This is a genomic window from Pseudomonas sp. 10S4 (assembly GCF_034344865.1).
In the GTDB taxonomy this organism is placed as follows: domain Bacteria; phylum Pseudomonadota; class Gammaproteobacteria; order Pseudomonadales; family Pseudomonadaceae; genus Aquipseudomonas.
Genome location: NZ_CP133774.1, coordinates 4,687,015 through 4,699,421, shown reverse-complemented (window position 1 = coordinate 4,699,421; position 12,407 = coordinate 4,687,015). Strand labels below are relative to the sequence as shown.

Below are 12,407 nucleotides of genomic sequence, written 5' to 3'. Positions count from 1 at the left end.
CGTTGCTGCGCGAAAAACGCCAGATAGAGGAATCGACCCCATGGACGCCCGTGAGCAGAAGCCGATTTCCCGCCGCACCTTTCTAATTATCGGCGCCGTGACCGCGACGGCCATCGCCCTGCCGCCCTTCATCTGCGCGCAAGCCAGTGCCGCCAACGCCGCACGGCCGGTCCTGTCAAAACTGTCCATCGAGGTCAACGGCGAACTGCACGACATGGACCTCGATACCCGTACCACCCTGCTCGACGCGCTACGTGAGCACCTCCAACTGACCGGCACCAAAAAGGGTTGCGACCACGGCCAGTGCGGCGCCTGCACGGTGATTGCCGATGGTCGGCGGATCAATTCGTGCCTGACCCTGGCGGTCATGCACCAGGGCTCGAAAATCACCACCATCGAGGGCCTTGGCAGTCCTGAAAAACTTCACCCGATGCAAGCGGCCTTCATCAAGCACGATGGTTACCAGTGCGGGTATTGCACGCCGGGGCAAATCTGTTCCGCTGTCGCCGTGCTGGAGGAAATCCGCCAAGGGATTCCCAGTCATGCCAGCCCCAGCCTTACCGAACCACCCCGGCTGATCGCCAGTGAATTGCAGGAACGCATGAGCGGCAATATCTGCCGCTGTGGTGCGTACTCCAACATCATCGAGGCCATCACCGACGTTGCGCAGGCTAGCGCATGAGACCCTTTACCTATTCTCGCGCCCAGTCCCCAACCGAAGCCGCGGCATTGGCGGCGCAGATCAACGGCTCGCGGTTCATTGCCGGCGGGACCAATCTGCTGGACCTGATGAAGCTGGACATCGAGACGCCGACGCACCTGATCGACGTCAACGGCCTTGCCCTGGACCGGATTGAAGCCACGCCTGAGGGTGGTTTGCGAGTCGGAGCACTGGTACGAAACACCGACCTGGCTGCCGACCCGCGGATCAGAAAGGACTATGCGGTGCTCTCCCGCGCCCTGCTCGCCGGCGCTTCCGGCCAGTTGCGCAATGTCGCCACCACCGCCGGCAACCTGCTGCAACGCACCCGTTGCCCGTACTTCTATGACACGAATCAGGCCTGCAACAAGCGCCAGCCCGGCAGTGGTTGTTCGGCCATCGGCGGATTCAGTCGCCCGCTCGGGATCATCGGCGTCAGCGAAGCCTGCATCGCCACCCATCCCAGCGACATGGCGGTAGCAATGCGGCTGCTCGACGCACAGGTCGAGACAGTCCGCCCGGACGGCAGCACCCGAAGCATTCCGATTGCAGACTTGCATCGCCTACCGGGCAATACACCGAACATCGAAACCACCCTCGGCGCGCACGAGTTAATCACCGCCGTCACGCTGCCCGCACCACTCGGCGGCACGCACATTTACCAAAAGGTTCGCGACCGCGCCTCTTACGCCTTCGCCCTGATCTCGGTGGCTGCGGTCATTCAGAACGATGGCTCAGGCCGTATCGCGCTCGGCGGCGTCGCGCACAAACCCTGGCGCAACGAGAGCGCCGAAGCCGCCATGTCCCAAGGCGCAAAAGCGGTCACGGCGCAGTTGCTCGCCGGGGCCACACCCACCGATCAAAACGCCTTCAAGCTGACGCTGGTCGAGCGCACGCTCGCTTCGGTGATGGCGCAAGCGAGGACTCACGCATGAAGTTCGAGACCCCGGCCGGCACCAACCCCATCGACCAGATGAAGGTAGTCGGCAAGCCAACGACACGTATTGAAGGGCACTTGAAGACCACAGGACGCGCGCCTTACGCCTACGAACACCACGACGTCGCCTCGAACCCGGCTTATGGCTTCGTGGTCGGCTCGGCCATCGCCAAGGGCCGCATCACATCGATGAACCTTGAAGAGGCGAAGTCTGCGCTCGGGGGTGATTGCGATTGTCACCGCCGCGAATGCGGGAAAACTCGGCAAGGGCAAATACAACACCGCAAAACTGCTCGCCGGACCCGACATCGAGCATTATCACCAGGCCGTCGCATTAGTCGTGGCTGAAACCTTCGAACAAGCGCGGGCCGCCGCGCAGTTGCTCGACATCACCTACGCCAGTACCGACGGCGCCTTCGATCTCGCCAGCATTCGCGACTCCGGTTTGGAACCCAAGGATATGCCAGATGTTGTCCACGGCGATTTCGAGGGCGCATTTGCCGCCGCGCCGGTGCAACTGGATGCGACCTACACCACCCCCGACCAGGCCCACGCGATGATGGAGCCCTTCGCCTCAATGGCGGTCTGGAACGGCGATCAACTGACGGTATGGACCTCCAATCAAATGATCGACTGGGCCGCTACCGACATCGCGACCACATTGGGCATGCCCAGGAAAAACCTGCGGTTGATCTCGCCCTACATCGGCGGCGGTTTCGGCGGAAAACTGTTTCTCAGGGCTGATGCGGTGCTCGCCGCCCTCGGCGCGCGTATGGCCGGCAGGCCGGTGAAAGTGGCGCTGACCCGGCCACAGATGTTTAACAACTCGACGCACCGTCCCGCCACCATTCAGCGAATCCGTATCGGCACCACGCGCGACGGCAAAATCACCGCCATCGCCCACGAAGGCTGGTCGGGCGACTTGCCCGACGGCAAAGTCGAGCGGGCTGCACAGCCAAGCAAATTGCTGTACGCCGGGGCCAACCGCGTGGTTTCCATGCGTCTCACCACCCTCGACCTGCCTGAAGGCAACGCCATGCGCGCGCCGGGCGAAACCCCGGGGTTGATGGCGCTGGAAATCGCCATGGACGAAATGGCCGAAAAACTGAACCTCGACCCCATCGAGTTCCGCATCCTCAATGACACCCAGGTCGACCCGACCAATCCAGAACGGCGTTACTCGCAGCGGCAACTGATCGAATGCCTGCGCACCGGCGCCGAACAGTTCGACTGGAGCCAGCGTCACCCACAACCTGGCACACAACGTGACGGTCGCTGGCTGATCGGCATGGGTGTCGGCGTGGCTTTTCGCAATAACAATCTGGTGAAGTCCGGGGCACGGGTTCGGCTTGATGGCCAGGGCACGGTGACCGTGGAAACCGACATGACCGATATCGGCACCGGCAGCTACACGATCATTGCTCAGACGGCAGCGGAAATGATGGGCGTGCCGCTGGATAACGTGGTCGTGCGCCTGGGCGATTCGAGCTTTCCGGTGTCGTCCGGTTCTGGCGGCCAGTTCGGCGCAAACTGCTCGACGGCGGGCGTCTATGCCGCTTGCGTCAAGCTGCGCGAAGCGGTCGCGCAACGGCTGGGCATGAACGCAGAGGATGCGCTGTTCACCGATGGCCAGGTGCATGCCAGCGATAAAAGCGTGCCGTTGCGCGATGCCGCGCAGGCCGGAGAAATAGTCGCCGAAGACTCGATCGAGTTTGGTGATCTGGCCAAACAGTTCCAGCAATCGACCTTTGGCGCACACTTTGTCGAAGTCGCAGTCGACAGCGCCACCGGGGAAATCCGCGTACGCCGCATGTTGGCCGTGTGCGCCGCCGGGCGAATCCTCAACCCGACCTCGGCGCGCAGCCAGGTGATCGGCGCGATGACCATGGGCGTGGGCGCGGCGTTGATGGAAGAACTGGCTGTGGACAAGCGCCAGGGCTTTTTCGTCAATCACGACCTGGCTGGCTATGAGGTGCCGGTGCATGCGGACATCCCACATCAAGAAGTGATTTTCCTCGATGAAACCGACCCTTATTCGTCGCCGATGAAGGCAAAAGGCGTCGGCGAACTGGGGTTGTGCGGCGTCAGTGCGGCCATCGCCAACGCGGTCTACAACGCCACCGGCGCAAGGGTTCGGGAGTATCCCATCACGCTGGACAAGATCCTGGATAAATTGCCCGCGATGATCTGAAGGGGTTATTGCGCGGCAGGGTATTGCGTGTCGCTGACCTGCTCCATCCAGTCCACCACTTTGCCGTCCTGCACTTCGGCAATCGCGATGTGAGTCATGGCGGTGGTGGCGGTGGCGCCATGCCAATGTTTCACATGGGGTGGAATCCATACGGTGTCGCCCGGCCGGATTTGTTGGACGGGTTTGTTCAATTCCTGCACCCAACCCAAGCCTGCGGTGACGATCAACGTCTGCCCTAGCGGATGAGCGTGCCAAGCCGTACGGGCACCGGGTTCGAAGGTGACTGTGGCGCCGCTGACCTGAGCCGGTTCGGTGCCTTTGAACGGCGCATCGACACGCACGGTCCCGGTGAAATAGTCGGCGGGGCCTTTGGCCGAAGGTTGAGAGCCATTGGGGGTAACGGTCAGCATCGGGGTCTCCTGAGCCTATGAAAGTGCGTTCAATCTATCAGCCGCGTATTCTCCTGATTAGCCGCTACAATTCGAAAAGACTTATGAGGGGGACTCATGGATGTTGCGGGAAAACGCCAATGATCTGCTCGCCTTCCTGGCGGTTGCGCGGGAGCGGAGTTTCACCAAGGCCGCCGCCAAACTGGGGGTTTCACAATCGGCGCTGAGCCATACGATTCGTGGCCTGGAAGCGCGACTGGGATTGCGTCTGCTGACCCGCACCACCCGCAGCGTGTCGCCGACCGAAGCCGGGCAACGGCTGATGGAAACCATCGGCCCGCACTTCGAAGAAATCGAAATTGAGCTGGCGGCCCTCAGCGACCTGCGCGACACACCGGCCGGCAATATTCGCCTCAACGCGATGGACCACGCGCTGGAGTTCATCCTGTGGCCGGTGTTGAAACCTTTCCTGGCGAAATACCCGGACATCTCGGTCGAAGTCTGTTGCGACTACAGCTTTGTCGACATCGCCGCGCAAGGTTTCGATGCCGGTGTGCGCCTGGGCGAAGACGTCGCCCAAGGCATGATCGCCACCCGTATCGGCCCAGACATGCGCATGGCCGTGGTGGGTTCGCCGGCCTACTTTACCGACCGCTCGAGTCCCCAGACACCTCGCGACCTGACTGAGCATCAATGCAACAACCTGCGGCTGCCCACCAACGGTGGCTTGTACGCCTGGGAGTTTGAAAAGGCCGGGGAAAGCCTGAATGTTCGGGTGTCTGGCCAGGTGACGTTCAACGGTGTTTATCAACTCCTGAACGCGGCGCTGGATGGATTCGGCTTGAGTTACATCCCTGAAGACCTGGTGGCGCCGCACCTGGCGGATGGCCGATTGGTGCGAGTGCTTGAAGATTGGTGCCCACAGTTTGCCGGTTTCCACCTCTACTACCCGAGCCGCCGGCAGGCGTCACCGGCGTTTGCGCTGTTGCTGGATGCGTTGCGTTATAAGGGCTGAAGCGCCCCACACCTGAGCATTCACCAAAACCTGTGGTGAGGGGGCTCGCCCCCGTTCGACTGCGAAGCAGTCGCAATACCTGCTTGCACGGTAAGACTGGAAGAATGCCGGGGCCGCTTCGCGACCCAACGGGGGCAAGCCCCCTCGCCACAGGGTTTGCCTGGCTAGAGTTCTCACAGGTGGCTCGATTCATGAGCCACCCTAATAGGGTAAATGCCTTTTAGCTGACTAATCTCTGAACCGCCGGGCCTCTAAAATGGCGCACCGCGCTGCCATTTCGAGAAGTCCGCCCCTGCCCGACACCCACGACGCCCACCTCACGCCCCTAGCCGACTATCCGACTATCCGAACCGGCCCTTCCCCGCTACTGTAAGCAACCCGCCGGTCTCTGAAAAAAGGCTCCTCTCTTGAGTGACGTACTCGAACAGGCTCAACCAAAACCTCAGGCAATTCCCCTGCGCGAAGCCTTCCTCTTCTGGCTCAAACTCGGTTTCATCAGTTTCGGCGGCCCGGCCGGGCAGATTTCGATCATGCACCAGGAACTGGTCGAGCGCCGACGCTGGATCTCGGAGCGGCGCTTTCTGCATGCACTCAACTACTGCATGCTGCTGCCGGGCCCGGAGGCGCAGCAGTTGGCGACCTACATCGGCTGGCTGATGCACCGGACCTGGGGCGGCGTGATTGCCGGTGTGCTGTTTGTGCTGCCGTCGCTGTTCATCCTGATCGGGTTGTCGTGGATGTACATCGCCTTCGGCGACGTGCCGGTGGTGGCCGGGCTGTTTTATGGAATCAAACCCGCGGTGACTGCGATTGTGCTGCAAGCGGCCCATCGAATCGGCGGACGGGCGCTGAAGAACAACTGGTTGTGGGGCATCGCGGCGGCATCGTTCGCGGCGATTTTCGCCTTCAATGTGCCGTTTCCGTTGATTGTGCTGGGGGCTGCGGTTATCGGTTATCTCGGCGGACGTCTGGCGCCGGAAACGTTCAAGACTGGCGGCCACGGTGCAGCGCAAAAATCCTACGGCACGGCATTGATTGATGACGACACCCCGACACCTGAACATGCGCGTTTCAGCGCGATAAAACTGTTGCGACTGTCCGTCGTCGGCGCCGTTTTGTGGCTGGTGCCAATGGGCATTCTCACCGCGCTGTTCGGTTGGGATGGCACCTTTACCCAGATGGGCTGGTTCTTCACCAAAGCCGCATTGCTGACGTTTGGCGGCGCCTACGCCGTGCTGCCGTATGTGTATCAGGGCGCGGTCGGCCATTACGGCTGGCTCACGCCGACGCAGATGATCGATGGCTTGGCACTGGGCGAAACCACCCCCGGACCGCTGATTATGGTGGTGGCGTTCGTCGGTTTCATCGGCGGCTATGTGCAGCAGGTGTTCGGCGCCGACCACGTGTTCCTGGCCGGCGCCCTCGCCGCCACGCTGGTGACCTGGTTCACGTTCCTGCCTTCATTCCTGTTCATCCTCGCCGGCGGACCGCTGGTGGAATCGACGCATAACGAACTGAAATTCACCGCACCGCTGACCGCGATTACCGCCGCTGTGGTCGGGGTAATCCTCAACCTGGCGTGCTTTTTCGGCTACCACGTGCTGTGGCCGAATGGCTTCAGCGGTCACCTCGACTGGCCTTCGTTGCTGATTGCCATTGCGGCAGCGATTGCGTTGTTTCGCTTCAAGCGCGGGGTGATCGAGGTCTTGATCGGCTGTGCGCTGATCGGTCTGGCCGTGCACCTGTTGCGCTAGCGGATCGCAAAAAGCGTCCACCCTCGAAGGGTATGGACGCTGGGTTCACGATCACTTCGACGCGTGTTGCGCCTGCGCTTCCGGCATTGCCGAAGAGTGGTGGTTGAGAATCTTCCACTGACCATCGACCTGTTCGTAAACGAAGGTGTAGCGCGCCTGCACATGCTTGGTCTTGCCGGTTGGCTCGGTCAGGGTGAAGGTGTAGACGCCGCTGTCCATGGCCACGTTGCTGCCCAGTTGGCGGATCTCGCGGTAGTTGATCTGGCCCACCGGTTTCAACGGCAGGAAGTGATCAAAGTAGTCCTTGATCTCTGCGGGCGTGGTGCGCACCTGATTGGACACCGTCGGTTGCAGCACAGCATTCGGTGCGTACAGGGCGGTCACACTCTGCGCATCGCCGGTTTTCAAGGCGCTGTTCCAGCGGTCAAACAGCCCAGCGATTTCCCGGTCTTTGGCATTAACCGGCTGTTTGGCGACCGACCGGTAAACGTGCGGGGCCGGCTCTGCTGCGTGTGCAAACGGGGCGCTGAGGGCAAAAAACAGGGCGATGGCCGGGATCTTCAATTTCATTACGATGCTCCAGGGGTGGTCGATGAGCACACTTTGCCGACTCGCCAAGCGTGCGACATCGGCCAACCGGAGTCATTTGCCTATGCCATTCGGCAGATAGCGCCCGCCCCCGTTAACAAGGTTTAATGACTTTCCCGTGCGCCCGCGGGCCTGTCTAAATCCGGAGCCGAACCATGCAAAGCCCACCGCACGACCCCGGTAGCGCCCTGTCCTTTCGCACTGAGTATCGACAATCCCAAAGTCGCGCGGCGCGCCTGCGATTGTTGGTGGACACCGGGCAAGCGTTGACCCAACTGGCCCCGGACGCCATGCGCCAATGCGTGTTGGCCCGGGCTTGCGCGTTCCTTGCGATGGACCACGGGCTGCTGCTGGAATGGGACGCCGGCGGCCGCGTCAGTATCACCGCCCGACATGGCAGCCTCGATCAAGTGAACAGCCTGGAAGCGGTTGCCGACAGCACAATGCGCACGCCGTGCTGGCAGGATCGTCCGGGGGATGCCTTGCCCAACGTGCTGCGGGTGCCGTTGCGCGGCGGCGACGGCAATGCCTTTGGCGCACTGGTGCTGGCCAACAGCGTCAGCCTGCGGGCGCCCGACAACGAAGACATCGAATCCCTGCACTTGCTCGCCACCCTGCTGGCCGCGCACCTTGAAAACGATCGACTGCTGACGACGCTCAAGACGCGGGATCGCACGCTGTCGGACCTGGTCAACCGGTTGTTTCGCGCCCAGGAAGACGAACGCAAACGCGTGGCCTACGACCTGCATGACGGCTTGGCCCAAACCCTCGCCGGGCTGCACCAGCGCCTGCAAGGTTTTGCCGGACGCTGCCCGACACTGCCGGACACCTTGGGTGCAGACCTGCAGGCCATTTTGGCGCTGGCCCAGCATTGCGTGGTGGAAGGCCGGCAACTGATCGGCGGCTTGCGTCCGACAGTGCTCGACGATTTCGGTGTGCTCAAAGCCGTCGACAAAGAAGCCGATCGCCTGCGCGATGCCGGGATCAGCGTGCAATGGGTCACCCGCTGCGAGGCGCGGTTGCCCAGCCAGGTGGAAATCGCCTTGTTCAGGATCGCCCAGGAAGCGATCAACAACATCCTCAAACACGCGCACGCCAGCCACGCACAACTGGCACTGGAACTGCACGAAGGCCAGGCCTTGCTGCGGGTGGACGACAACGGCAAAGGGTTTGCCGTCGAACAACGCCTCGACACGGCCGGCGCCCGGCACTTGGGGCTGGCGGCCATGCAGGAGCGCGCGAGCCTGCTGGGCGGGCAACTCACCTGTGTCAGCAGTGCCGAATGCGGAACGCACCTGCGCGTCAGCGTACCTTTTGACCTGAATGGAACACCGCAATGAGCCAAGCCTTACGCCTGGTGCTGGCCGACGATCACGAAGTCACACGCACCGGTTTCGTCGCGCTGCTGGCCGGTCATCCGCAATTCGAAGTGGTTGGTCAGGCCCGTGATGGCCAGGAAGCGGTCGAACTGTGCGAACAGCTGCTGCCCGACATCGTCATCCTCGACATTCGCATGCCGGTGCTCAACGGCCTCGGCGCCGCACGCCTGCTTCAACAACGCCTGCCGGCATTGAAAGTGGTGATTTTCACCATGGACGACAGCCCCGATCACCTCGAAGCGGCGATGAATGCCGGCGCCGTGGGCTACCTGCTCAAAGACGCCAGCCGTGATGAAGTGATCGACGCCTTGCAGCGGGTCGCCGCTGGCGAAGAAGCCCTGAATAGCGCAGTCAGCGCCCGTCTGCTACGGCGCATGACCGAGCGCAATGCCAGTGGCGGCACACCGTCCGAAAACCTGACCGCACGGGAACGCCAGGTACTCGCGCTGGTGGCCAACGGTATGAGTAATCGTCAAATTGGCGAGCAACTGGGGATTACCACCGGCACCGCCAAAGCCCACGTCGAACGGGTCATTGGCAAACTCGGGGCGGCAGATCGGACCCAGGCTGCCGTGCGCGGAATTGCGTTGGGCCTGGTGACTCAACCATGAAGGTGTTTTACGCCCGGCGCTGGGCCGATCTGCCACTGCGGGGCAAAGCCCTGGTGGTGATTTCCCTGCCGTTGGTGGTGCTGTTGTTGTCGCTGGTGTTGATCTACATCACCGAGCGCCAGACCGCCCGCGCCGAAGAAGACGTGCGTCGGGTGTTGCTGGTTCAAGGCGACATCCAGACTGTGCACACCCTGCTCGCCGAAGCGGCCGCCAGCGTGCGCGGCTACCTGCTGACCCATCGCGAAGATTTCCTGCCGGGTTACCTGAAAGCCAAGCCGCTGATCGAATCAGCCCTGCGTCGGCTCGACAGCAACGTGCGCGATGAACGGGTGCGCGCGCAGCTCACCGCGATCACGCCGCTGATCAACAACAAAGTCGAAGGACTGGAGGAAATGCTCCGTGATCGCGACGCCAGACCCGAAGCGATCACCAGCATCCTGATCAGCAACAAACACATCCTCGACGAATTGCGCGAACACATCAGCACCATGCTCACCCTTGAGGACACGTTGCTGGCCGAGCGCACTGCCGCCGCGTCTGCGACCCGTCAACGGCTGTTGTTCTCGACGTTACTGGCGGCCCTTTGCGGACTGTTTGGCGCCATTGTCGCGGTGCTGTTTTTGTCCAAGGGCATCGTTGCCCGAGTGCAGAAAGTCCAGGGTAATGCCCAACGCCTGGCCCTCGGTCAGCCGTTGCTGCCGCAACCGCCGGAGAACGATGAGATTGGTCAGTTGGGCACCCGCCTGGTGGAGGCCGGCCTGCTACTGGCCGAACGCGAGCGCGCATTGCGTGACAACGAAGAACGCTTGCGACTGATCATCGACGGCGTGAAGGACTACGGGATTTTCGCTCTCGACACCCGAGGCTATGTCACCAGTTGGAACGCCGGTGCCGAGCGGATCAAGGGCTACACGGAACAGGAAATCATCGGCCAGCATTTCTCGGTGTTCTACCTCGCGCAAGAGTGCCCGCAGCATCCCGACATGGCCCTGCGTGAGGCCACGCGCAACGGTCACTACATGGAAGAAGCCTGGCGCATTCGCAAGAATGGCAGCCGCTTCTGGGCCAGCGTGGTGATTACTGCGCAATACGACAGCAGCGGAGCGTTGCGTGGGTTCTCGAAGATCACCCGGGACATTACCGACCGCCGCGCCGCCGAAATTGCGCTGCGCACCGCCCGCGAAGAAGCCGAGCGCGCCAGCCGGGCAAAAAGCGAATTCCTCTCGCGCATGAGCCACGAACTGCGCACGCCGCTGAACTCGATCCTGGGTTTTGCGCAGTTGCTGGACATGGATTCGCCGCCCGGGCAAAAGGCCCAGATCGGTCACATCCTGCGCGCCGGCCAGCACCTGCTGACGCTGATCAACGAAGTGCTCGACATTGCCAAGATCGAAGCCGGGCGCCTGCCACTGAACATCGAGTCGGTGCCCTTGGCGATTGCGCTGCAAGAAGCCCTGAATCTGGTCTCACCGATGGCCGCCGACGCTGGCATCCATCTGGTTCCATTGCCGACGATGGCCGCTGACCAAGCAATCGTCGCGGATCGACAACGCCTGACTCAGGTGTTGCTGAACTTGCTGTCCAATGCCATCAAGTACAACCGGCCTCAGGGTCAGGTGGGTATCGAGGTCGCGATCGATCAACAACGTATTGCCGTGTCTGTGAGCGATACCGGCAAGGGCATTGCGGCTGATCGTTTGGGTCAGCTGTTCAAGCCCTTCGAACGCCTCGAGACCGACCCGAACGTGGAAGGCAGCGGCCTCGGCCTGGCGCTGAGCAAGAGCCTACTGGAGATGATGAACGGCAGCCTGAACGTGCAAAGCCAACCCGGCGCCGGTTCCCGATTTACCTTGGAATTGCCCTTTGTGCGCCTGCAGCAAACCGCCGCTGCTGCGCCCGTCGAGCAGCCACCACTGACCCCCACCCTCGCCGGCCCTGACATTCAGGGCAAGGTGTTGTGCATCGAAGACAACCTCTCAAGCCTGGCGCTGATCGAAACCTTGCTGCAACGCCGGCCGGGGATAAAGTTGCTGTCGAGCATGCAAGGCCAACTGGGGCTGGACCTGGCCGCGCAACACGCGCCGCGATTGATTCTGCTCGACGTCTCACTGCCGGACATCGACGGGCTGAACGTTCTGCAGCGTTTGCGCCAGTCGGTGATCACCCGGACCACGCCGGTGCTGATGATCACCGCCGACGCCAGCGACCTCACTCATCTGGCCTTCGTGCGACGCGGGCGCGACGGCGGTGCTGACCAAACCGATTCACGTCCCCTCGTTCCTCGCCCACCTCGACCAGTACTTTCCGGAGCCCGTGTGAACACCGACCTGCGCATTCTGATCATCGACGACCAACGGCCCAATCTCGATCTGGTGGAACAACTGCTGGTGCGCGAGGGGCTGACCAACGTGCTGAGCAGCACCCAGCCGCTGCGCACCCTGGACCTGTTCAACAGCTTCGAGCCGGACCTGGTAATTCTCGACCTGCACATGCCGGAGTTCGATGGCTTTGCGGTACTCGAACAACTCAACCGACGCATCCCGCACGGCGAATACCTGCCGATCCTCGTGCTCACCGCCGACGCCACCCGCGACACTCGCCTGCGCGCCCTGGCGTTGGGCGCCAAGGACTTCATCAGTAAACCGCTGGATGCCCTGGAAACCATGCTGCGGGTATGGAACCTGCTGGAAACCCGTGCCCTCTACAAAACCTTGAGGACGCTGATCCCGGCAGAGCAGATCGAGTTGCTGCGACATAACCGCTAAACCTGTGGCGAGCGAGCTTGCTCGCGCTTGAGTGCGCAGCACTCACAAAAATCGGCAGCGGTTTATAGACGTTGGGGC

At 62.0% G+C, this 12,407-nt stretch carries 9 protein-coding genes and 2 pseudogenes; 9 read left to right on the top strand and 2 right to left on the bottom strand.

The window, feature by feature from the left end; translation table 11 throughout:
- Positions 1 to 40 precede the first annotated feature (40 nt).
- The 3 genes and pseudogenes from paoA (at position 41) to paoC (ending at position 3,828) form a co-directional block, all read left to right on the top strand.
- Positions 41 to 682, top strand: a complete 642-nt coding sequence (gene paoA, locus RHM58_RS22095; protein ID WP_322268189.1) for an aldehyde dehydrogenase iron-sulfur subunit PaoA — start codon at positions 41 to 43, stop codon at positions 680 to 682.
- The gene (locus tag RHM58_RS22090) at positions 679 to 1,635 is read left to right on the top strand and encodes an FAD binding domain-containing protein (protein WP_322268188.1); all 957 of its coding nucleotides are present in this window, start codon (positions 679 to 681) and stop codon (positions 1,633 to 1,635) included. Before paoA ends, RHM58_RS22090 begins: the two co-directional genes overlap by 4 nt.
- Positions 1,632 to 3,828: pseudogene (paoC, locus tag RHM58_RS22085) on the top strand (aldehyde oxidoreductase molybdenum-binding subunit PaoC). The gene RHM58_RS22090 and the pseudogene paoC overlap by 4 nt, the downstream one beginning before the upstream one ends.
- A gap of 5 nt (positions 3,829 to 3,833) precedes the next feature.
- On the opposite strand, the gene RHM58_RS22080 reads toward paoC, so the two are convergent.
- Complete coding sequence (locus RHM58_RS22080) at positions 3,834 to 4,238, bottom strand: cupin domain-containing protein (protein ID WP_201256675.1); 405 nt, start codon at positions 4,236 to 4,238, stop codon at positions 3,834 to 3,836.
- Between the two features lie 100 nt (positions 4,239 to 4,338).
- On the opposite strand from RHM58_RS22080, the gene RHM58_RS22075 reads away from it, so the two are divergent.
- Together RHM58_RS22075 and chrA are read left to right on the top strand one after the other, a co-directional pair.
- A complete protein-coding gene (locus RHM58_RS22075; protein ID WP_322268187.1) occupies positions 4,339 to 5,232 on the top strand; it encodes a LysR family transcriptional regulator in 894 nt (297 codons plus the stop codon).
- Between the two features lie 407 nt (positions 5,233 to 5,639).
- On the top strand, positions 5,640 to 6,986 hold the full coding sequence (gene chrA / locus RHM58_RS22070) for a chromate efflux transporter (RefSeq protein ID WP_322268186.1): 1,347 nt from the start codon (positions 5,640 to 5,642) through the stop codon (positions 6,984 to 6,986).
- Positions 6,987 to 7,037: 51 nt separating this feature from the next.
- Here the strand turns inward: chrA and RHM58_RS22065 are convergent, their stop codons facing one another.
- Positions 7,038 to 7,556, bottom strand: coding sequence for an SgcJ/EcaC family oxidoreductase (locus tag RHM58_RS22065; protein WP_201256672.1), 519 nt, complete (start codon positions 7,554 to 7,556; stop codon positions 7,038 to 7,040).
- Positions 7,557 to 7,729: 173 nt separating this feature from the next.
- Between RHM58_RS22065 and RHM58_RS22060 the strand changes: the two genes are divergently transcribed.
- From RHM58_RS22060 to RHM58_RS22045, 4 genes and pseudogenes are all read left to right on the top strand, one after another.
- The gene (locus tag RHM58_RS22060) at positions 7,730 to 8,914 is read left to right on the top strand and encodes a sensor histidine kinase (RefSeq protein WP_201256671.1); all 1,185 of its coding nucleotides are present in this window, start codon (positions 7,730 to 7,732) and stop codon (positions 8,912 to 8,914) included.
- Complete coding sequence (locus tag RHM58_RS22055; RefSeq protein ID WP_322268185.1) at positions 8,911 to 9,564, top strand: response regulator transcription factor; 654 nt, start codon at positions 8,911 to 8,913, stop codon at positions 9,562 to 9,564. The genes RHM58_RS22060 and RHM58_RS22055 overlap by 4 nt, the downstream gene beginning before the upstream one ends.
- Positions 9,561 to 11,883: pseudogene (locus tag RHM58_RS22050) on the top strand (ATP-binding protein). The gene RHM58_RS22055 and the pseudogene RHM58_RS22050 overlap by 4 nt, the downstream one beginning before the upstream one ends.
- On the top strand, positions 11,880 to 12,329 hold the full coding sequence (locus RHM58_RS22045; protein ID WP_201256668.1) for a response regulator: 450 nt from the start codon (positions 11,880 to 11,882) through the stop codon (positions 12,327 to 12,329). The pseudogene RHM58_RS22050 and the gene RHM58_RS22045 overlap by 4 nt, the downstream one beginning before the upstream one ends.
- The last annotated feature ends 78 nt before the right edge of the window (positions 12,330 to 12,407 follow it).

Coding starts and splice junctions, on each gene's coding strand:
- RHM58_RS22055 (WP_322268185.1), top strand. CDS start 8,911: ATGAGCCAAGCCTTACGCCTGGTGCTGGCCGACGATCACGAAGTCACA.
- RHM58_RS22075 (WP_322268187.1), top strand. CDS start 4,339: ATGTTGCGGGAAAACGCCAATGATCTGCTCGCCTTCCTGGCGGTTGCG.
- RHM58_RS22090 (WP_322268188.1), top strand. CDS start 679: ATGAGACCCTTTACCTATTCTCGCGCCCAGTCCCCAACCGAAGCCGCG.
- RHM58_RS22080 (WP_201256675.1), bottom strand. CDS start 4,238: ATGCTGACCGTTACCCCCAATGGCTCTCAACCTTCGGCCAAAGGCCCC.
- RHM58_RS22065 (WP_201256672.1), bottom strand. CDS start 7,556: ATGAAATTGAAGATCCCGGCCATCGCCCTGTTTTTTGCCCTCAGCGCC.
- paoA (WP_322268189.1), top strand. CDS start 41: ATGGACGCCCGTGAGCAGAAGCCGATTTCCCGCCGCACCTTTCTAATT.
- RHM58_RS22060 (WP_201256671.1), top strand. CDS start 7,730: ATGCAAAGCCCACCGCACGACCCCGGTAGCGCCCTGTCCTTTCGCACT.